Here is a 20715-nt window from a genome sequence, read left to right as displayed (position 1 = left end):
TTCCCCGGCGGCGTCGATCCGCGCTGGCCCCGTCCACTGGCGGGACAGAGGATGAAGTCGATGAAGGAGACCTCATGGCCCAGTACGCAGTCCTGATCTACTCGCCGGCACCGGCCGACCCGATGGACCTCACCCCCGACTACGTCGCCCTGCTGGAGCGGTATCCCGCGCAGGTGGCGGAACTGGGCGGGCAGATCGTGACGGGCTTCGCGCTGCAACCGAGCACCACCGCCACCGCGGTACGCGGCGACCTCGTCACCGACGGCCCGTTCATCGAGGCCAAGGAGGTCGTCGCCGGGTTCTTCGTCCTGGAGGCACCCGACCCGGACACCGCTGTGAAGATCGCCAAGCTGAACCCGGCCACCATCCACGGCGGGGTGGAGGTCCGGCCGCTGTTCCAGCCGCCCGCCGAGTGAGCGACGGCGAGCGCACCGTCGGGCCGGCCACGACCGCCGAGGTCGAACGGGCCGTCGCGGACGCGCACCGCCGCGAGTGGACCTTCGTACTCGCCGCCACGGCGCGCGTCGCCGGTGACTTCGACCTCGCCGAGGAGAGCGTCCAGGAGGCGTACGTGGCCGCGCTCGACGCCTGGGCCCGCGACGGCGTACCGGACCGGCCCGGTGCGTGGCTCACCGCCACCGCCCGGCGCAAGGCTCTCGACGTGCTGCGCCGGCGGCAGGTGCTGCGTACCAAACTGCCCCTGCTCCTGGAACCGGACCAGGCAGAACCGGATGTCCCGGACGAGGTGGCCGTGCCGGACGACCGGCTGCGCCTGGTCTTCACCTGCTGTCATCCGGCGCTCGCCCGGGAGGCGCAGGTGGCGCTCACCCTGCGCCTGGTCTGCGGGGTGAGCACCGCCGACATCGCCAGCGTCTTCCTGGTCCCCGAGCCGACCATGGCGGCACGCATCACCCGCGCCAAGAAGAAGATCGCCGCCGCCCGGATCCCCTACCGGGTCCCGGAGGCCGCCGAACTGCCCGAACGGCTCGACGCGGTGCTCACCGTCGTACACCTGCTCTACACCACCGGACACACCGCGCCCACCGGCAGCGACCTGGTCCGTGCCGACCTGGTCGACCGGGCGCTGCACCTGGCCCGGATGCTGGCGGCCCTCCTGCCCGACGAACCGGAGGTACGCGGGCTGCTCGCGCTGCTGCTGCTCACCGACGCCCGCCGGACCACCCGTACCGACGCCACGGGCCGGCTGCTGCGGCTGGAGGACCAGGACCGCTCCGGTTGGGACCGGGACGCCATCGACGAGGGACACCGCCTGGTGCTCGACGCGTTCCGCACCGGACGGACCGGCCGGTACGCGCTCCAAGCCGCCATCGCCTCACTGCACGCCCTCGCGCCCAGCTACGAGGCGACCGACTGGCCGCAGATCGTTCGACTCTACGACGCGTTGCTGGACCGCTGGCCCTCACCGGTGGTCGCGTTGAACCGGGCGGTGGCGGTGTCGATGGTGGACGGAGCCGGCGTGGCGCTCGCCGAGGTCGACGCCCTCGCCCGCGACCCACGACTGGCCGGTTACCACTACGTGCCGGCGATCCGGGCCGACCTGCTGCGCCGACTGGGCCGCGACGCCGAGGCGGCCCAGGCCTACCGCGCCGCCATCGACCTGGTCGACAACGACGCCGAACGCGACTTCCTCACCACCCGCCTATCCGAGCCCACCCCCTGAAGCTCCCCACCCCCTGCCCGTCGATCATGCACTTGTGGTCGCCGAAATGGCCGTCTTCAGCCACTTCGTCCCGACAGAAAGTGCAAGATCGACGCGCTACGTGCAGGGTGGGCGAGGTTCGTCGGCTGCGCGATCTGCGACCCGGTCATCGCGCTCTGGTGCCTGACCGGTGGCTGGTCGCTGCGGGACCACCTGCTCCGCCGACGGCCAGCGCAGCCGTGGCGGCTAACCGAACCAGGTGATCTCCTGACCGTGCCCGCGGGTCCAGGCCAGGGGCTGCCCGTCGAGCGCGAGCACGTTGAGGTGCGCATCGGTCGGTGGCTGCGGCAGCGCGGCATACGGCAGCACGCTCGGCCCCTCGTTGGAGATCCAGTGACCGGGCAGCCCGCGTACCGTCTCGGCGAAGGCCGTCCGGCGCGGCGCCGGCACCAGGTAGAGCACGCTGGTGTGGAAGACGACCAGGGTGGCGTCGGCCGGTGCCTGCGCGGCCAGCGCCGGCAGGTCGTCGACTAGGTCGCCACGCACCAGCAGCGGCGGGTCGGCGGCGGCGACGGCCGCCGCCGCCCGCAGTCGGTCCCGGCGGTGCTCGTTCTCCGGCCAGATCAGGGCGTCGAGCCACGCCACGTCGTCGGGATCGGTCACGTCGAGGGGATTCAGGTCCAGGCCGGCCCGCCACACCACCTCCGGCCGGTGGTCCGGCGGCGTCAGGTTCGTGACCACACAATCGAGCACCGGCTCCCCCGCGCCGATCAGGTGACCACCGGGTGTCCTGCCGGCATAGCGGTAGGCGTACCGGTCCGGGTAGAGACAGAGTCCGGCGGAGGCACCGACCTCCAGCAGCGCCAGCGGCTGCGGCAGCGCCGCGAGCAACGGCAGCAGTACGGCGCAGCGGCCGGCCTCGTTGGTCTGGGTGACCCGGGTGCGGATCTCCGCCTCGACCGTCGACCAGTTGGCCAGCGTGTAGTCACGGAACGCGGCCGGTTCGTCGACCGGGCCGCCGAGCAGGCGTACCACCCCGAACAACAGGTTCGGCTGCTGCTTGGCCTCCGGCAGGGTGCCGAGCAGACTGAGCAGTTCCTCGTCGCCGGACACCGAGCGGGCCAGCCGCTCGTACGAGGGAGAGACCCCGCGCGCCTCGCGCTCGGCGAACCTGACGTAGCGCTCAGCGATCGTCATGACCCGATCATCGCAACAATCCGCTCCCGGAGAACGGTGACCTTCATCGCCGCCGCTCGTCACGGGATCTTGGTGCGAAGCTGCCCCTCCGAGGGCGGTTTCGCGCCAAGATCCCGTGGTCGTCGCTCGATACGGTGCGGGGGTGGACTGCCATGTGTGTCGTAGCGAGGAGCGGTTCGACTCGCTGCCGCCACGGGAACGCGTCGACGCCGACGAGCACTGGCGGGTGGTGCACGCGTTCGACAGCCGGCTACCCGGCTGGCTGGTGCTCGTCCCCCGCCGGCACGTCACCTCGATAGCCGAACTGACCGACGCCGAGGCGGCGAGCCTCGGCACCTGGCAGGTCCGGCTCTCCCGGGCGCTTACCGCCGTCACCGGCTGCGTGAAGACCTACGTCATGCAGTACGCCGAACAGGCCGGCTTCGCGCACGTCCACTTCCATGTGGTGCCGCGCCCGGCGGACATCCCACTCGACCACCGAGGCCCGCGTGCCTTCGCCTACCTCCACGCGCCACCCGACGAGCGTGTCCCCGAGGCCGACATGGACACCCTCGCCATCGAGCTGCGCGGACACCTCGCTACCGAATCCATCCCATGAAGCGCCGGCTCGACCAGTCTTGGTAAAAAAGTACCCCTGGGAGGGCGGTTCCGCTCCAAGGTGCCAGGAGCCGAACGAGCCCCGGACGGTGCTCCGCCCGGGGCTCGTCGCGTACTCGGGTCAGCTACAACCGCTGGTGGAGCCGCAGCCTTCGCAGACGTAGCAGCTACCGGCGGGGCGCATCTTCGTACCGCAGGTGAAGCAGAGCGGCGCGTCGGCGGCCTTGCCGATCACGGCCTCCAGCAGCTCGGTGCTGGAACCGACCGACGGTGCCGGCTTGACCGCGGCGACGTCGGCGAGTTCCTGGGCCGGCTGGGCGACCGGGCCGGCCTTCGGCTCCTCCGGCTTGCTCTCCACCGGAGCGGAGGCGGCCATGGCGGTGAGGTCGGTGCCGTTCGCCTCCGCCTCGGCCTCGGCCCGCAACTGGGCGGCCCGCTCCTGGGCGGTGAAGATGCCCAGTTCGGCGCGGCGCTCGTAGGGCAGGAAGTCCAGTGCCAGGCGACGGAAGATGTAGTCCATCACCGAGGCGGCCATCCGCACGTCCGGGTCGTCGGTCATGCCGGCCGGCTCGAAGCGCATGTTCGTGAACTTGCTGACGTACGTCTCCAGCGGAACGCCGTACTGCAGGCCGATGGAGATGGCCACCGAGAAGGCGTCCATCACGCCGGCCAGAGTGGAGCCCTGCTTCGACATCTTGAGGAAGACCTCGCCGAGGCCGTCGTCCGGGTACGACGAGGCGGTGAGGTAACCCTCAGCGCCGCCGACGGAGAAGCTGACCGTCTCCGAGGGGCGCTTCTTCGGCAGCCGCTTGCGCACCGGACGGTACTCGACGACCTTCTCCACCACCGGCTCGACGGCGGTGGCGGTCGCCTCCGGCTCGGCAACCTTCTTCTTCGCTGCCGACAGCGGCTGGCCGACCTTGCAGTTGTCCCGGTAGATCGCCAGCGCCTTGAGGCCGAGCTTCCAGCCCTCGAAGTAGATCTTCTCGACGTCCTCGACGGTCGCCTGCTCCGGCATGTTGACCGTCTTGGAGATGGCGCCGGAGATGAACGGCTGGACCGCCGCCATCATCCGCACGTGACCCATCGGCGCGATGGAACGCTCACCCATGGCGCAGTCGAAGACCGGGTAGTGCTCCGGCTTGAGGCCGGGGGCGTCCACCACGTGCCCCTGGTCGGCGATGTGCTCGACGATCGCCTCGACCTGCTCCTCCGGGTACCCGAGGGAGCGCAGGGCGCGCGGCACGGTCTGGTTGACGATCTGCATCGAGCCGCCGCCGACCAGCTTCTTGAACTTGACAAGCGCCAGGTCCGGCTCCACGCCGGTGGTGTCGCAGTCCATCATCAGGCCGATGGTGCCGGTCGGCGCGAGCACGCTGGCCTGGGAGTTGCGCCAGCCGTTCTTGTCACCGATCTTGTTGCCGAGCGTCCACTGCTTCGTGGCCTCGCGGACCACCGCGGTGGCCACCGTGCCGGACGGCTTGATCTCGTCGTTGGCGGCGGCGTGCTTGCGCATCACCCGCTTGTGCGGCTCCGCGTTGCGGGCGTAACCGTCGTACGCGCCGACGATGCCGGCCAGCTCGGCCGAGCGGCGGTACGCCGTGCCGGTCATCAGCGAGGTGATCGCGGCCGACAGCGAGCGGCCCTGGTCCGAGTCGTACGGCAGGCCGGAGGCCATCAGCAGGGCGCCCAGGTTGGCGTAGCCGATGCCGAGCTGCCGGTACGCCCGAGTGGTCTCGCCGATCTTCTCGGTCGGGAAGTCGGCGAAGCAGATCGAGATGTCCATCGCGGTGATGACCAGCTCGACCGACTTGACGAACTTCTCCACCTCGAAGCCGCCGTCGGCGCGGAGGAACTTCATCAGGTTCAACGAGGCCAGGTTGCACGAGGAGTTGTCCAGGTGCAGGTATTCCGAGCACGGGTTCGACGCGGTGATCCGGCCGGTCTCCGGGCAGGTGTGCCAGTCGTTGATGGTGTCGTCGTACTGGAGGCCGGGGTCGGCGCACTCCCAGGCGGCCTGGGAGATGGTGCGGAACAGGTTCTTGGCGTCGATGGTGTCGATGGTCTGCCCGTCGAGCCGGCCGCGCAGGTCGAAGCTGCCGCCGTTCTCCACCGCCGACATGAACTCGTCGGAGACCCGGACCGAGTTGTTGGCGTTCTGGTACTGCACGCTGACGATGTCGGAACCGCCGAGGTCCATGTCGAACCCGGCGTCGCGCAGCGCGCGGATCTTGTCTTCCTCGCGCGCCTTGGTGACCACGAACTCCTCGATGTCGGGGTGGTCGACGTCGAGGATGACCATCTTGGCCGCCCGCCGGGTGGCACCGCCGGACTTAATGGTGCCGGCGGACGCGTCGGCGCCGCGCATGAAGCTGACCGGGCCGGAGGCGGTGCCGCCGGAGGAGAGCAACTCCCGGGAGGAACGGATCCGGGACAGGTTGACCCCGGAGCCGGAGCCACCCTTGAAGATCAGCCCCTCCTCCTTGTACCAGTCCAGGATGGAGTCCATCGAGTCGTCGACGGCGAGAATGAAACACGCGCTGACCTGCTGGGGTGAGGGCGTGCCGACGTTGAACCAGACCGGGGAGTTGAAGCTGAACACCTGGTGCAGCAGCATCCAGGTCAGCTCGTGCGCGAAGACCTCGGCGTCGGCCGGGGAGGCGAAGTAGCCGTACTCCTCACCGGCGGTGCGGTAGGTGGTGACCACCCGGTCGATCAACTGCTTGAGCGACCACTCGCGTTCCGGGGTCCCCACCGCGCCCCGGAAGTACTTGGTGGTCACGATGTTGGCCGCGTTGACGCTCCAACTCTCCGGGTACTCCACGCCTCGCTGCTCGAAGTTGATCGAGCCGTCCCGCCAGTTCGTCATCACGACGTCGCGGCGCTCCCAGCTGACCTCGTCGTACGGGTGCACCCCCGCGGTCGTCCAGACCCGCTCGACCTTGAGCCCCGCGCCCGCCTTGCTTCGTGACCTGCTTGTCGTCACACCGTCCCCCGGCATCTCATCCGCCCCCTCGTCCGCGCGGGCCCGCCGCGCGATCCGACTGTCACTGGTACTGCTGAAAACTCACTGCGCGCCGGCCGGCTCGGCACCGGCAGCCTCTCGGGCCCGCGCCGCAGCCCGTAGCGTCTCGATCTCCCGCTCGAAGTCGGCGAGCGAGTCGAACGACCGGTAGACGCTGGCGAACCGCAGGTAGGCGACCTCGTCCAGGTCCCGCAGCGGACCCAGGATGGCCAGCCCCACCTCGTGGCTGGGAATCTCGGCCGCCCCCTTGGCCCGGACGGTCTCCTCGACCCGCTGCGCCAGCAGCGCGATCGAATCCTCGTCGACCGGCCGACCCTGGCACGCCTTGCGCACCCCGCCGATGATCTTCGTCCGGCTGAACGGCTCGGTCACGCCGCTGCGCTTGACCACGGCGAGCACCGCCTCCTCGACCGTGGTGAACCGCTTGCCACACTCGGGGCAGGACCGCCGCCGCCGGATCAGCTGGCCGTCGTCGGCCTCGCGCGAGTCGACCACCCGGGAGTCGGCGTGCCGGCAGTACGGACACCGCATCGCCCGACCTCCTTGATCGACCACAGGTCCGTCCGCCCGCGCTCCGGGCACGCCTCGGTAAGCCGGAGCCATCCCGCAGGATGGCCGCCAGCTTGGCGGTACGGGAGTGCGGTCGGTAGTCGAACCCAACCTGTAGGCAACTTACGCCCATGTGACTACTACATCTAGGGGTTGACCGTATGTCGCCGGCGATCCGGGGTCAAGTTGGCCGGCGTGTCCGGCGCGTCACCTCAGACCTCACCCGCACCACCCGTTCTCCGCAACCGGAGAACCCAACGCGAACCCGGCCGCACCGGTTACCACCCCGTCGGGCGGGAGCATTGACAATTCCCATCCACTCGAACACCCGTACTATTTATCAGTACGGGGCGGGAGCCGTGCTGATTTTCCGCATCGACACGCGGTGGAAGGTCGTACAGATGTTTGAAAAAGACCGATCTCACCTATACGGTCATGAACAGCCGGAGGTGACCATGGTCGACCCACCGGCCAGCAGATCACCGTGCGCACCACGAGCCGCCGAGGCACTCAGCGCCGACCAGGGAGGACGGACGTGACCGAGGACCGGGCCAACCGGCCACAGAGCCCGCAGCAGAGCGTCGAGGCGGGCCCCCCGGCCGCCCGACGCCGGAGTGTCACCCGTGCCCGCTCCGGTCAGCCGACCGTGCGCCCGGTGACCCCGGTGGTCAGCAGCTTCCCCGACCCGGCGACGGTCGACCTGACCGCCCGGCAGCGACGCATCCTGGACTTCATCCGCACCTGGGTGGAGCGTCACGGCTACCCGCCGAGCGTGCGCGAGATCGGTGAGGCGGTCGGGCTGGTCTCCCCGTCCAGCGTCGCCTACCAGCTCAAGGAGCTGGAGAAGAAGGGCTTTCTCCGACGCGACCCGAACCGCCCCCGGGCGGTCGACGTCCGCTCCCCGAACGACGTCGACGACGAGCTGACCCGCTCCCAGCGGCCCACCCCGGCCTACGTCCCGATGCTCGGTCGCATCGCCGCCGGTGGGCCGATCCTCGCCGAGCAGTCGATGGAGGACGTCTTCCCGCTGCCGCGCGAGCTGGTCGGCGAGGGCGAGGTCTTCATGCTCCAGGTCAAGGGTGACTCGATGCTCGACGCGGCGATCTGCGACGGCGACTGGGTGGTCGTCCGGCAACAGCCGACCGCGGACTCGGGTGAGATCGTCGCCGCCATGCTGGACGGCGAGGCGACCGTGAAGACCTACCGCCGACGCGACGGTCACGTCTGGCTGATGCCGCAAAATCCGGCCTTCGATCCGATCGCCGGCGATGACGCCACCATCATGGGTCGGGTGGTCGCGGTGCTGCGCCGCATCTGACTCGGCGGTCTGCGGCGACCGGTACCGGCCCGAGGTCAGTACCGGTCGTCAGATCAGTACCGGTCGCCCCGGTAGCCGTAGTTGCCACCGCGCACCTGACCGTACGGCTCGCCGTCGTCCTCCCGGTACCGAGAGGAGCGTCTCCCCCGGTAGTCCGGCTCGGCCGGACCACCACGCCGGGGTGGCTCCGCGCGCCCTCCCCCGCCGGGCTGCCCGCCGCCGCGTGCGCCATTGCCGCCGTAGACCCCACCGCCGGGGCGTCCACCGCCACCGGACTGTCGGCCACCGCCCGGCCTCCCGCCGTAGACGGGAGCACCCTCACCGCCGGGCCGGCCACCACCGCCGTAGACGCCGCCGCCCTGCCCCGGGCGAGCACCGTTGCCGGCGGCCGGTCGGCCACCGCCGCCGTACACGCCGCCGCCCGGGCGTGCGCCACCGCCGGGCCGCTCGCCAGCCGGCGCGCCCCCGTAGACGCCACCGGCCGCCGCCCCGCCGTACACCCCGCCACGGCCCCGGTCCTGGGCCGGGCCGAATCCGTCGCCCTTACGCTTCGCGGCAGCGCCGTCATCGTCGCCGTCGCGGTTCCTGCCGGCCGGGGCCGGGCGCTTCCGGGCGCGCAGGATGCCGAAAATGCCCGCGCCGACCAGCAGGGCTCCGAGCACGCCGACCGCGGCGATCAGGTACATGATGTCGGTCGGGGTCAGCCCGTCGAGGAACGACTGCCCGGACTTCTGTGCCGCGTCGGGATCACCGGCCAGGTCCTTCGGCCCTTCGGTGGAGGGGGTGTAGCTGAGGATGTTGACGGGGTCGTCGTCCTCCAGGTGGCCGGCGTCGGAGACGGTCAGGAACGTCTTGCCGTCGGTCGAGTAGGCGATCGCCTCGCCGAACGGGTCGGCGAGGGCGGTGACCCGGGGGGTGGTAGTGGTGAGGGCGGTGACGATGTCGCCGTTCTGGACGTCGTACTCGAAGGCGTCGGCGTAGGTGCGCAGGACCACCCGTGAGCCGTCCAGAGATCGGGCCGCACCGGTGATCGCGACCCGGCCGAAGGTGCTCAGCGGGTTCTCGGTGTCCGTCCTCGGCAGCTCGATGTCGCCGAGCTTCTTCATCGGCACGGGCTCGGTGTTACCGGTCTTGAGCGCCCCGTCCGGCGTGAAGATCTCGGCTTTGCCGGCGGTGACCTTGGTGATGATCATCGGTAGCTTGTCGTCGCCGATCAGCAGCGCCTCGGCATCGCGCGGCTTGCCGTCCGGGTACGACAGCCGGTGCAGCTTCGGCTGACTGCCGCCGCCGATCGGCATGCTCCAGACCGCCACCCGCTCGCGCCGCTCGCGGCTTGTCACGTTGTCGCCGGTGTCGGCGATCCACAGCGTCTTGCCGTCCGGGGAGACGGCGAGATCCTCGGTGTCGAACGGCCCCGCCCCGGAGTAGGGGACCTCGCGGACGACCTGGCAGTCCTTGTTGAGGTAGAAGACCTGCTTGCGGTCGTTCTGCTCGCTGCTGTCGTTGACGACGATGTAGCCGTTCTTCGTCGCCACCAGGCCGGACAGCTCACGCAGCCGCGAGTCGGTGACCGAGCACTGCTTCTTGCCCGCCGCCGTGACCGGCGGCCCCACAACGGCGGCCGGGAAGGCCGCCGCCACGGAAGACGCTGCCTTGGCGGGTGTCGAGCCGGGCGCGGCGAGCGCGGCACCGGTGACCGTCACGGTGGCCCCGACCAGGCCGAGGGCAACCGTGACGGAAGAAACAGTGCGGAGCATGAAAGAAGTGTCGCATGCCGCAGGTTTCCATCGGGTGACGCGGCGGTGCGGCCACCGCAGGCGATCACCGCGTGATACGGGCCGCCTGCGCCGTGTCGTGGTACGGGGCCAGTTCGGCCGCGAGTGCCTCGTTGACCCGTACGTGCAGCATCGTCCCTTCCGGCAGGTGGGCGGTGCTGAGCACCTCGCCCTGCCGGTGCAGCCGGGCCACCAGGTCGCCCCGGTCGTACGGCAGCATCACGCGCACCTCGACCGCCGGGCGGGGCAGCCGCCGCTCGATCGTTTCGCGTAGCTCGTCGATGCCGCGACCGCGGTGTGCGGAGACGAACACCGCCTCGGGCCAGAGCCGCTTGAGCCGGAGCAGGGTCTCCTCGTCGGCCGCGTCGGTCTTGTTGACCACCAGCAGCTCGGGCAGCCGATCGGCGCCGACCTCGCCGAGCACCTCGCGGACGGCCCGGACCTGCTCCTCCGGATCGGGGTGGGCACCGTCGACCACGTGCACCACCAGATCCGCCTCGGCGACCTCCTCCAGCGTCGAGCGGAACGCCTCGACGATCTGGTGGGGCAGATGCCGAACGAAGCCCACGGTGTCGCTCAGGGTGTAGACCCGCCCGTCGGACGTGGTGGACCGGCGGGTGGTCGGGTCGAGCGTGGCGAACAGCGCGTCCTCCACCAGCACGCCCGCCCCGGTCAGACGGTTCAGCAGGCTGGACTTTCCGGCGTTGGTGTAGCCGGCGATCGCCACCGCGGGCACCGCGTTGCGGGTGCGCCGGGCGCGCTTGGTCTCGCGTACCGTCCGCATGGCCTTGATCTCCCGGCGGAGCCGGGCGATGCGGTGGCGGATGCGCCGCCGGTCGGTCTCCAGCTTGGTCTCACCGGGACCACGCACACCGACGCCACCGCCGGCACCGCCACCCCGGCCCGACCCACCGGTCTGCCGGGACAGCGTCTCGCCCCAGCCGCGCAGCCGGGGCAGGAGGTATTCCAGCTGGGCCAGCTCGACCTGCGCCCGGCCCTCCTTGCTCTTGGCGTGCTGGGCGAAGATGTCGAGGATCAGCGCGGTGCGGTCGACCACCTTGACCTTGGTGCGCTGCTCCAGGTTGCGCAGTTGGGACGGGGACAGCTCGCCGTCGCAGATCACCGTGTCGGCGCCGGCGGAGAGCACCATCGAACTGAGGTCGTCGACCTTGCCGCGACCGATGTAGGTCGCCGGGTCGGGGCGGTTGCGTCGCTGGATGAGCCCTTCGAGCACCTGCGAGCCGGCGGTCTCCGCCAACGCGGCCAGCTCGGTGAGGGAATTCTCCGCGTCGACCTGGGTGCCCTCGGTCCAGACGCCGACCAGCACCACCCGCTCCAGCCGGAGCTGTCGGTATTCGACCTCGGTGACGTCGGTCAGCTCGGTGGAGAGACCGGGGACCCGTCGCAGTGCCTGCCGTTCGGAGAGCTCGTATTCGCCGGTGGTGGTGTCGAGCTCGTCGTCGGGGATGGAAACGTAGGTCTCCTGGTCTCGCAAGCGATCTCTCCTGTCCGTTCTGTGCACGTACCGAGTAATCCTGACATGTGTCAACGCCCGCTGCACCTGGTATATGCCCGCCAACAGAGCGGCGAGAGCGGGGGCGGATGCCGACTGCCCAGGGCGGGCGAGTAGAAATGCGGACGAGCCGTTCAGCGCCGACGGAGGGACCTGCGTGGCCACGACCCGACTGCCCAGTGCCGGATTCTCGATCACGATCCGGATCGCCGTGCCCGCCGACGCCTCCTCGATCGGCCGACTCACCACGTCGGTGGGTGAGGCCGGGGCGGTCGTCACCGCGCTGGACGTGGTGGACTCCGACCCGACCTGCGTGATCGTCGACCTGACCTGCGACACCGCCGACTCCGGTCACGCCGACCAGGTGGTCGACGCGCTCAGCGCGCTCGACGGCGTGGACGTGCGCAAGGTTTCCGACCGCACCTTCCTGCTGCACCTCGGCGGCAAGATCGAGGTGACTCCGAAGGTCGCCCTGCGGAACCGGGACGAGCTGTCGCGGGCGTACACCCCCGGGGTGGCTCGGGTCTGTCAGGCGATCGCCGACAACCCTGCCGACGCCCGCCGGCTGACCATCAAGCGCAACACGGTGGCGGTGGTCAGCGACGGCTCCGCCGTGCTGGGGCTGGGCAACCTCGGTCCCGCCGCGTCGCTGCCGGTGATGGAGGGCAAGGCGGCGCTGTTCAAGCGCTTCGGCGGGGTGGACGCCTGGCCGGTGGTGCTCGACACGCAGGACACCGACGAGATCGTCGCCATCGTCAAGGCGATCGCACCCGCGTACGGCGGAATCAACCTGGAGGACATCGCCGCGCCGCGTTGCTTCGAGATCGAGGCCCGGTTGCGCGAGGCGCTGGACATTCCGGTCTTCCACGACGATCAGCACGGCACCGCCATCTGCGTGCTGGCCGCACTGACAAACGCGCTGCGCGTCGTGGGCAAGCAGCTCGCGGACGTGCGGGTGGTCGTCTCCGGTGCGGGTGCCGCAGGCACCGCGATCATGAAGCTGCTGCTGCGTCAGGGCGTCGGTGACATCATCGCGTACGACCGGCAGGGTGCCCTGCACCGTGGCCAGGCCGACCTCAACCCGGCCTGGCGGTGGCTGGCCGAGAACACCAACCGGGACGGTTACTCGGGTGACCTGCCCGGTGCGCTGGCCGGTGCCGACGTCTTCATCGGGGTGAGCGCCCCGAACCTGCTCACCGGCGACGACATCGCCACCATGGCGAAGGACGCGATCGTGTTCGCGCTGGCGAACCCGGACCCGGAGGTCGACCCACGGGAGGCGCGCAAGCACGCCGCGGTCGTCGCCACCGGCCGCTCCGACCAGCCGAACCAGATCAACAACGTGCTCGCTTTCCCCGGCGTCTTCCGGGGCATGCTCGACGCGCACGCCGAGGAGTTCACCGAGGAGATGGCGATCGCCGCCGCCCGGGCCATCGCCGACGTGGTGGGCGAGGAAAAGATCAACCCGACGGTCATCGTGCCCAGCGTCTTCGACTCCCGGGTGGCTCCGGCGGTCGCCGCGGCCGTACGCGCCGCCGCCCAGAACCCCACCGTCACCCCACCCCCCGCCGCCGACCCCGGCCCGGCCGATCTCCCCGAGATCGCCGCCACCGCCTCCGCCACCCCCTGACGGCCTCCGCCCGCCCCCACCCCCCGCCCGCCACCCGTGTTGATCATGAGGTTAGCGGCAGTTGTCGATCTTCAAGCTGCCGCTAACCTCATAATCAACGCGAGTGGGGGGGCGGGTGGGTGGGTCAACGCGGGTCAGGCCGGGGGGAGGGTGAGTTGGCCGGTGGCGACGAGGAGGGCGGGGCCGGAGAGCCAGCAGGAGTCGGGGGTGACGGTCACGGTCAGGCGGCCGCCGGGGACGTCTACGGCGACAGTGCCGGTCTCCCGGTCGGCGTCTCGTAGGGCCACCGCAGCGACGGCGCAGGCACCGGTGCCGCAGGACAGGGTCTCGGCGGAGCCACGCTCGTGGACGCGCATCAGCACGTGTGCGTCGACGCCGGGGACCGGTCCACCGGTGGTGGTGAACTCGACGTTGACCCCGCTGGGAAAGACCGTCGGGTCGACGTCGGGGGCGCGGGTCAGGTCCAGCCCGGCCAGGTCCAGTCCGGCGGGTACCGGGCAGACCAGGTGGGGATTGCCGACGTCCACCGCCGTGCCGGGCAGGGTCAGTCCGCCCAGGGCGGCGGCGGAGGCACCGTACAGCCGGGGTCGTCGCATTTCGACGGCGATGGCGTCGCCCTCGACCCGTGCCCGTACCACGCCGGCCCGGGTGGCCACCGGCAGTGCGTCGCCGGACGGTACGGCGAGCCCGCTGGCCAGCAGGTACCGGACGAAGACGCGGGCACCGTTGCCGCACATCTCGGCGAAGGAGCCGTCGGAGTTCCAGTAGTCCATGAACCACTCGGCCTCGCCGGCCAGGGCAGCGCCGTCGGCGTGCTTCGCGGCGCGGACCACCCGCAGCACGCCGTCCCCGCCGAGGCCACGCCGCCGATCGCAGATCGCCGCCACCAGCTCGGGCGTCAGATCGAGCGCGCCGTCCGGGTCGGGCAGGATCACGAAGTCGTTGCCGGTGCCGTGTCCCTTGGTGAACTCCACGCCCCCATCATCGCGCAGTCTCGCCGAGGATCCGCATCGCGGCCTCGACCAGCCCCGGATCGGCCGAGTCGAGCCAGTTCACCCGGGAATCGCGCCGGAACCAGGAGCGCTGACGGCGGACGAAGCGACGGGTGGCACGGACCGTCTCGTCGTGCGCCTCGGTCTCGGTCAGCTCCCCACCCAGGAAACGCAGCACCTGCTGGTAGCCGAGCGCCCGGCTCGCGGTACGCCCCTGCGGCAGGCCGCGCTCGACCAGCTTCCGGGTCTCCGCGACCAGCCCGTCGGTCCACATCCGGTCGACCCGCAGCGCGATCCGCTCGTCGAGCAGGGCGGTGTCCAGGTCCACGCCGATCTGCACCGCCGGGTAGTACGGCGTCGGCTCCGGCAGCGCCGCGGTGAACGGCCCACCGGTCAGCTCGATCACCTCCAGCGCGCGCACGATGCGCCGGCCGTTGCCGGGCAGGATGCCGGCCGCCGCGACCGGGTCGGCCTCGCGCAGCCGCGCGTACAGCGGCGCCGGCCCGAGCGCGGCCAGTTCGCCTTCCAGGCGCTGTCGCAGCGCCGGGTCGGTGCCGGGGAACTCGAACTGTTCCAGCACCGCCCGCACGTAGAGCCCGGACCCACCGACCAGCAGCGGCACCCGGCCCCGAGCGAGGACGTCGTCGACCGCCGCCCGGGCCAGCCGCTGGTACTCCGCCACGCTGGCCGGCTCGGTGACCTCCCAGATGTCGAGGAGGTGATGCGGCACGCCGTCACGTTCGGCGACGGTGAGCTTCGCCGTACCGATGTCCATACCCCGGTAGAGCTGCATCGAGTCGGCGTTGACCACCTCGCCGTCGAGCGCGTGCGCCAGCGCGATGCTCAGAGCCGACTTGCCGGCCGCCGTCGGCCCGACGACCGCGACCACGACACCCGGGGCGGTCACGACCGCTCCCAGTTCGCCACGAGGTAGCCCACCCCGTAGGGCGCGGCGTGGTACCGCAGCTCGCCGCGCCACTGGCCGCCCGCTGCCCGCGCGGCACCCGCGAGCACCTGCCACGGCGCCCGTCCCGCGACCTTGAGCTGCGCCGACAGGTCGGCGTCCAGGCCGAGCAGGGCGTCGCCGTCCGCGTCGGCCAGGGCCCGCGCGACCGTCTCGTCGTACGCCTCCGCGCGCGGATCGGCGTAGCCGGGCGCCTTCTCCCCCCGGCAGGCCGAACCGTCCCCCATCACCAGCAGCGCCCACGGCTGGGTCGAGCCGAGCCGGGCACCGAGGTCGGCGCAGGTCTCGACCGATTCGTCGACCCCGACCGTCGTCATCCGCCAGCCCATGCCGCGGGTCCTGGCCGTCGGTTGCCGGTCGAGCAGCCAGGCACCGACCAGCAGGCCGAGCGGGAGCCGGTCGGTGCCCACCAGCCCGTCGGGGTGGTTGCCGAGGTGCACTTCCAGCGGCACTCCCCACGGCGCGAAGCTGCCCCGGAACGGAAGGTCGAGGTCGGCACTGCGGTCGCCGGCTCCGATCACCAGGACGGTACGCGCTCCCGAGTCGAGCAGCCGGGCGACGGCGGTGTCGCAGGCGGTACGCAGGTCGTCCAGCTCGGACGCGGCGGCGCCGGCGATCTCGGGGACGAGCAGTGGCGGGTGGGGGCAGACGGCGGCGGCGACCAGTGGCACCAGGCAACCGTAGCGGCCCGGTTCGGCCGGGTGGCCGCGTGCCGCCGGAGAGGACCGTCGCGCCGCACGTACGCCGTACGGTCGAAAGCGGCACGCCGGTCGGATGGCCCAGACAGGCCCTAGGACACCGTATGGTCACGGTCGGCGATAGGCGCTCGACGCGGACCGGGGCGCACCTGTGACAATGCCCGGAGAAACTTGGCTGCGCCGTGGCGGCGCCCGGGAGGCTGCTCCCTGGTGCCGGGAGAACGAGGATGGGCACATGAGCGACTGGACTGCCTTCGGACGGGTGGACGCGGACGGCACCGTTTACGTCAAGACCGCCGAGGGCGAGCGGGTGGTCGGATCCTGGCAGGCGGGAGCACCGGAGGAAGGGCTGGCACACTTCGCACGCCGCTTCGCCGACCTGGTGACCGAGGTGGATCTGACCGAGGCACGGCTCAATTCCGGTGCGGCGGACGCCAACCACTCGCTCGCCACCATCCGACGGATCCGCGCCTCTCTCGCCGAGGCGCACGTCGTCGGCGACATCGACGCCCTGGCGACCCGGCTCGACAAGCTCGCCACCGTGGCCGAGGAAAAGGCCGGTGAGGCCCGGGCGGCGAAGGAGGCCGCTCGCGTCGAGGCCCTCGCCCGCAAGACCGCCCTGGTGGAAGAGGCCGAGAAGCTGGCTGCCGAGTCGACCGGCTGGAAGACCGCCGGTGACCGGCTAAAGGAGATCCTCGACGAGTGGAAGGCCATCCGGGGGGTCGACAAGAAGACCGACGGCGAGCTGTGGAAGCGGTTCGCGGCCGCGCGGGACGGTTTCACCCGCCGCCGGGGCGCCCACTTCGCCTCCCTGGACGCGCAGCGCAAGCAGGCGCAGACGGTCAAGGAGGAACTGGTCGCCGAGGCTGAGAAGGTCGCCGAATCGACCGACTGGGCGGCGACGGCCAACCATCTGAAGAACCTGATGACGCAGTGGAAGGCCGCGCCGCGCGCGTCGAAGGAGGCCGAGCAGCGGCTCTGGGAGCGGTTCCGGGCCGCCCAGGACTCCTTCTTCAGCCGCCGTAGCGAGGTCTTCTCCGCCCGGGACAACGAGCAGCGCGCGAACCTGGAGCGCAAGCAGGCGCTGCTCGCCGAGGCCGAGGCGCTCGACGTCGACGGCGACCCGAAGGGCGCCCAGGCGAAGCTGCGGGAGATCCAGGCGCAGTGGCACGAGGCCGGTCGGGTGCCGCGCGAGGCGGCCGCCGGGCTGGAGCGCCGGCTGCGCGCGGTCGACGAGAAGGTCCGCGAGGTGATGGACTCGGCCTGGCGGCGGACCAGCCGGGAGGACAATCCGCTGCTGGCCCAGATGCGTTCGCAGGTCGCGGAGGCAGAGGAGCGGCTGGCCCGGGCGCAGGCCGCGGGCGACCCTCGGCGGATCAAGGAGGCCGAGCAGGCGCTCGCCTCGAAGCGCCAGTTCCTCCAGTTGGCCGAGCAGGCCGGCTGACGAAACCGTCGACGCCCTCGGCTCCCCTCCACGGGAGTCGGGGGCATCGTTCTTTTCGCAGGTCGCCGCGATGTTAGCGTACGACATTTACATCGACGTCGATCTGTGATTACCTGGGAAAGCGCTTGCCCTGGCAAGGGGCGAGGCACGGGAGCCATTCCGACCAGTTCATCCCACGGCAGGGCGCATCCTGCGACCGCCACGGCATCGCTGCCGCCGGGCACGGCAGCCTCCACCGCCGGGGCGCACCCCCTGCCGACCGCACCGGATGACGCATCCGGGCGTCCGCCACGGCCCACGCCACCCCTCAGCCGCCGTGGCCGCCCACGTCACGGACCGGTCCGGGCCGGTTCTGAACGCCGGTCCCCCGGTGCGCCGACGCGTCACCCGAACCGTCCCATTTATCGAGGATGAGGAGAACGACCGTGCTTGCAGACGTCAAGCCTCGCCTGACGCGACGGTTGGCGGTGCTGGCCGCGACAGCCGTCGCGGTGCCCGCCGCCGCCGTCGCGGTGACCATCACCCCGGCCGCCGCGGCGACCGTCGACACCGGCGCCTACTACGTGTTCGTCAACCGCCACAGCGGCAAGGCCATGGACCTCTGGAACTGGTCCACCGCCGACGGCGGCGAGATCCGGCAGTTCAGCCGCCTCGACGGCAACAACCAGCAGTTCCAGTTCGTCGATGTGGGCAGCGGCTACTACCAGCTGCGCAACCGGCACTCCGGCAAGGTCGTCACGGTGCCCAACTCCAACGACGGGGTGCAGATCACCCAGGTCACGGCGAGCAGCGACACCAAGCAGCACTGGCGGCTCGCGGACTCCGCCAACGGCGACGTGCGGTTCATCAACCGGCACAGCAACAAGGCCCTCGACCTCTGGGGGTGGTCCACGGCCGACGGTGCGATGATCTCCCAGTACGCCGACCTGGACGGTGCCAACCAGCGGTGGCAGCTGGTGCGGCTGAGCGGCGGCACCACTCCCCCACCAACCAACCCGCCCACCACGCCGCAGACCGGGCTGGTCGGCTGGGCCACCCAGAACGGCGGCACCACCGGCGGCGGCAACGCCGGCACCACCACCGTCACCAGCGCCTCGGCGTTGACCAGCGCGCTCAACTCCAGCAGCGCGGCGGTGATCCGGGTCTCCGGCACCATCAACTGCTCGGGGATGCTCCGGGTCCGGTCCAACAAGACCATCCTCGGCAACTCCGGAGCCACCATCGCCGGCTGCGGCTTCAACATCAACGGCGACCGTAACGTCATCATCCGGAACCTGACCTTCCGGAACTGGGACGACGACGCGATCAACGTCCAGGAGTCCGCCACCAACATCTGGATCGACCACAACAGCTTCACCGCCGGGTACGACGGTGCGGTCGACATCAAGCGCGGTTCGGACTTCATCACCGTGTCCTGGAACCGGGTCTACGGCCACGACAAGTCGATGCTGCTCGGGCACAGCGACAGCAACGCCGGCCAGGACGTCGGCCATCTGCGGGTGTCGTACCACCACAACTGGTTCGACGGCAGCAACCAGCGGCACCCCCGGGTCCGCTTCGGCAACCCGGTGCACGTCTACAACAACTACTACAGCAACGTACGCGGCTACGGCGTGGCGTCCACGATGAACGCCGGCGTGCTTGTCGAGGGCAACTACTTCGAGAACACCCCCGACCCGTACCACCTGGGTGAGGGCAGCTCCGGCCCGGGCTCCCTGGTGGCCCGCAACAACCACTTCGTCAACTCCGGCAGCGGGCAGACCGGCGGCAGCGTCGCCGGCATCCCGTACTCGTACACCCTGGACACCCCGAGCAACGTCAAGTCGATCGTGACGGGCGGCGCGGGCGCCGGTCGAATCTCGGTCTGACCGCAAGCTCAGGGGGCCTGCACTCCTTCCGGGCTCGCCTGAGATGTGTTGATCATGAGGTTAGCGGCTTGATAGAGATCGAAAACTGCCGCTAACCTCATGATCAACAAGGTGTTTGACACGGGTAGCGATCTACTCGTACTCGCGCTGGTGTTGTTCGAGCACAACAGCTCCCGGCGGCTCTGGGCGAAGATGACCACCGCACTACGGGTGATCACGGTCGCGACGTCGATCGCTTCCGCGCCATCTCTGATGTCGGCCGGTGTTGTGGGTCAGGGTTGACGGGTCAGACCGACGATGGTGGCCAGGCGCGCGACATCGGCCGTTGCGGGTCCGCGTTGGATGACCTGGGCGAGGAGGGTACGGGCGGCAGGGCGGCTGCGGACTTCGGCGGGGGCGATGCGGTCGGCGTGCAGCAGGGCTTGCCCAGCCTGCGCGGGGTCGCCGGTGTCGAGGTAGGCGCGGGCCGCGTCGACGAGGTGGGCGGCGCGGTGTTCGGGGGGTAGGCGTCGCCAGCCGTCGTTGCGGATCGCGTGCATGTGGCGGTGGAGGGCCTCGGTGGTGTCGCCGAGGTGGTGGGCGGCGAGGAAGCGGGCCACCTGGACAGCGGCGGGCCCGAAGCCGGTGTGGTGCGGGTCGCTGTCGCTGGTGTGTCGGTCGGCGAGGGCGGCGGCGTGGTCGAGCAGGTCGTCGGTGTTGCGGCGGTCGCCGCTGCCGGCGGCGGCGAGCCCGGCCTGGAGGTACAGGGTTCCGCGCACTCCAGGGTCGTCTGCGGTGTCCTTCGCGGTGAGGGCGGTGGACAGCGCGAGGTGGTGGTGGCCGAGGGCACGCAGGGCTTGCGCGACGGCGATCGTGGCGGTGGCGGCGAGGGTGGGACCACCGGTGGCGGTGGTGACGGCCCGATCGGCGGCGAGCCAGGCGAGGTGAGGGTGGTCGAGTTTGATCAGGACGCCGGCGGTGATCCGGTAGGTGGATACCAGCAGGCTCCGGGTGCCGCGGGTGGCGTCGAGCAGGGCGGGTAGGGCGTCGAGGAGTTGCGGGTAGCGGGCGTGCTGGTAGGCCATCCAGGAGTACGCGACCTGCCTGCTGGCCTGCTGCGCCGCGACGGTGCGCTGGGGTCCGTCGTGGTAGCGGGCGAGGGCGGCACGAACCCCGTCGACCCCGTCCAGGCTGGGTGCGGTGGGTGGGGGTTGGCGGGGACCGAGGAGCAGGTCCGGGTCGAGGCGGAGCACGTCGGCGATCTCCCGGATGACCGAGTAGCGGTCGAGTCGGCGTACGCCTCGTTCGATCTTGTCGACCCAGCTTTTCGACTTGCCGAGCCGGTCGGCGAACGTCTGTTGGCTCATGCCCCGGCGGGCCCGCAGCTCGGCCACCCGCCGCCCGATGGGTACGGAGTTGTGGTCGCGGCGGTGGGGACGATTCATTGGTCCCCCTGAACCGGCGGCATGGCGTGAGTGGACGCCCCGCAGCGTGGACACCACCGCG

At 70.9% G+C, this 20715-nt stretch carries 17 protein-coding genes; 8 read left to right on the top strand and 9 right to left on the bottom strand.

Annotation, left to right across the window (positions count from 1 at the left end):
- The first annotated feature begins 74 nt into the window (after positions 1 to 74).
- Positions 75 to 416: a YciI family protein gene (locus ACFY2A_RS06675; protein WP_363917268.1), complete on the top strand. Its 342-nt coding sequence runs from the start codon at positions 75 to 77 to the stop codon at positions 414 to 416.
- The gene (locus tag ACFY2A_RS06670; protein WP_387169327.1) at positions 413 to 1681 is read left to right on the top strand and encodes an RNA polymerase sigma factor; all 1269 of its coding nucleotides are present in this window, start codon (positions 413 to 415) and stop codon (positions 1679 to 1681) included. Before ACFY2A_RS06675 ends, ACFY2A_RS06670 begins: the two co-directional genes overlap by 4 nt.
- 225 nt (positions 1682 to 1906) lie before the next feature.
- Here the strand turns inward: ACFY2A_RS06670 and ACFY2A_RS06665 are convergent, their stop codons facing one another.
- Positions 1907 to 2857, bottom strand: coding sequence for a DUF2332 domain-containing protein (locus tag ACFY2A_RS06665; RefSeq protein WP_363917264.1), 951 nt, complete (start codon positions 2855 to 2857; stop codon positions 1907 to 1909).
- 142 nt (positions 2858 to 2999) lie between these two features.
- Here ACFY2A_RS06665 and ACFY2A_RS06660 point away from each other — a divergent pair, with 142 nt between their 5' ends.
- Positions 3000 to 3455 carry an HIT family protein gene (locus ACFY2A_RS06660; protein ID WP_387169324.1) on the top strand — a complete coding sequence of 152 codons (456 nt, stop codon included), beginning with the start codon at positions 3000 to 3002 and terminating at the stop codon, positions 3453 to 3455.
- 120 nt (positions 3456 to 3575) lie between these two features.
- Here the strand turns inward: ACFY2A_RS06660 and ACFY2A_RS06655 are convergent, their stop codons facing one another.
- Together ACFY2A_RS06655 and nrdR are read right to left on the bottom strand one after the other, a co-directional pair.
- Positions 3576 to 6455 carry a vitamin B12-dependent ribonucleotide reductase gene (locus ACFY2A_RS06655; protein ID WP_387169321.1) on the bottom strand — a complete coding sequence of 960 codons (2880 nt, stop codon included), beginning with the start codon at positions 6453 to 6455 and terminating at the stop codon, positions 3576 to 3578.
- 66 nt (positions 6456 to 6521) lie between these two features.
- Positions 6522 to 7010 (bottom strand): transcriptional regulator NrdR, encoded by a 489-nt coding sequence (gene nrdR / locus ACFY2A_RS06650; RefSeq protein WP_387169318.1) that lies wholly within the window; start codon positions 7008 to 7010, stop codon positions 6522 to 6524.
- Positions 7011 to 7563: 553 nt separating this feature from the next.
- On the opposite strand from nrdR, the gene lexA reads away from it, so the two are divergent.
- A complete protein-coding gene (gene lexA / locus ACFY2A_RS06645; RefSeq protein WP_387169315.1) occupies positions 7564 to 8346 on the top strand; it encodes a transcriptional repressor LexA in 783 nt (260 codons plus the stop codon).
- A 53-nt stretch (positions 8347 to 8399) separates the two neighbouring features.
- Here lexA and ACFY2A_RS06640 read toward each other — a convergent pair whose 3' ends face one another.
- Positions 8400 to 10103 (bottom strand): hypothetical protein, encoded by a 1704-nt coding sequence (locus tag ACFY2A_RS06640; RefSeq protein WP_387169312.1) that lies wholly within the window; start codon positions 10101 to 10103, stop codon positions 8400 to 8402.
- Positions 10104 to 10167: 64 nt separating this feature from the next.
- Entirely contained in the window at positions 10168 to 11616 is a 1449-nt protein-coding gene (hflX, locus tag ACFY2A_RS06635) for a GTPase HflX (RefSeq protein WP_387169309.1), read from the bottom strand.
- Between the two features lie 175 nt (positions 11617 to 11791).
- On the opposite strand from hflX, the gene ACFY2A_RS06630 reads away from it, so the two are divergent.
- Complete coding sequence (locus tag ACFY2A_RS06630) at positions 11792 to 13264, top strand: NAD-dependent malic enzyme (protein ID WP_387169306.1); 1473 nt, start codon at positions 11792 to 11794, stop codon at positions 13262 to 13264.
- Between the two features lie 134 nt (positions 13265 to 13398).
- On the opposite strand, the gene dapF is transcribed toward ACFY2A_RS06630, so the two are convergent.
- Genes dapF through ACFY2A_RS06615 form a run of 3 tightly spaced genes read right to left on the bottom strand, consistent with a single transcriptional unit; the run spans position 13399 to position 15891 of the window.
- Complete coding sequence (dapF, locus tag ACFY2A_RS06625; protein ID WP_387169303.1) at positions 13399 to 14238, bottom strand: diaminopimelate epimerase; 840 nt, start codon at positions 14236 to 14238, stop codon at positions 13399 to 13401.
- A gap of 7 nt (positions 14239 to 14245) precedes the next feature.
- A complete protein-coding gene (gene miaA / locus ACFY2A_RS06620; protein WP_387169301.1) occupies positions 14246 to 15277 on the bottom strand; it encodes a tRNA (adenosine(37)-N6)-dimethylallyltransferase MiaA in 1032 nt (343 codons plus the stop codon).
- On the bottom strand, positions 15160 to 15891 hold the full coding sequence (locus ACFY2A_RS06615; protein ID WP_387169298.1) for a class III extradiol dioxygenase subunit B-like domain-containing protein: 732 nt from the start codon (positions 15889 to 15891) through the stop codon (positions 15160 to 15162). The genes miaA and ACFY2A_RS06615 overlap by 118 nt, the downstream gene beginning before the upstream one ends.
- Positions 15892 to 16153: 262 nt before the next feature.
- On the opposite strand from ACFY2A_RS06615, the gene ACFY2A_RS06610 reads away from it, so the two are divergent.
- The 3 genes from ACFY2A_RS06610 to ACFY2A_RS06600 all read left to right on the top strand — a co-directional run bounded on the left by ACFY2A_RS06610 (position 16154) and on the right by ACFY2A_RS06600 (position 19512).
- A complete protein-coding gene (locus tag ACFY2A_RS06610) occupies positions 16154 to 17362 on the top strand; it encodes a DUF349 domain-containing protein (protein ID WP_363917242.1) in 1209 nt (402 codons plus the stop codon).
- A 425-nt stretch (positions 17363 to 17787) separates the two neighbouring features.
- Positions 17788 to 19230 (top strand): RICIN domain-containing protein, encoded by a 1443-nt coding sequence (locus tag ACFY2A_RS06605; protein ID WP_387169295.1) that lies wholly within the window; start codon positions 17788 to 17790, stop codon positions 19228 to 19230.
- Between the two features lie 99 nt (positions 19231 to 19329).
- Positions 19330 to 19512, top strand: coding sequence for a hypothetical protein (locus ACFY2A_RS06600; RefSeq protein ID WP_387169292.1), 183 nt, complete (start codon positions 19330 to 19332; stop codon positions 19510 to 19512).
- Here ACFY2A_RS06600 and ACFY2A_RS06595 read toward each other — a convergent pair.
- Complete coding sequence (locus ACFY2A_RS06595; RefSeq protein WP_387169289.1) at positions 19503 to 20654, bottom strand: helix-turn-helix domain-containing protein; 1152 nt, start codon at positions 20652 to 20654, stop codon at positions 19503 to 19505. The genes ACFY2A_RS06600 and ACFY2A_RS06595 overlap by 10 nt on opposite strands.
- Positions 20655 to 20715: the final 61 nt, after the last annotated feature.

This window comes from Micromonospora sp. NPDC000442, from assembly GCF_042898635.1.
Taxonomy (GTDB): domain Bacteria; phylum Actinomycetota; class Actinomycetes; order Mycobacteriales; family Micromonosporaceae; genus Micromonospora.
Note: the sequence above shows the minus strand (reverse complement) of the source record. Positions and strands in the feature narration are given on the sequence as shown.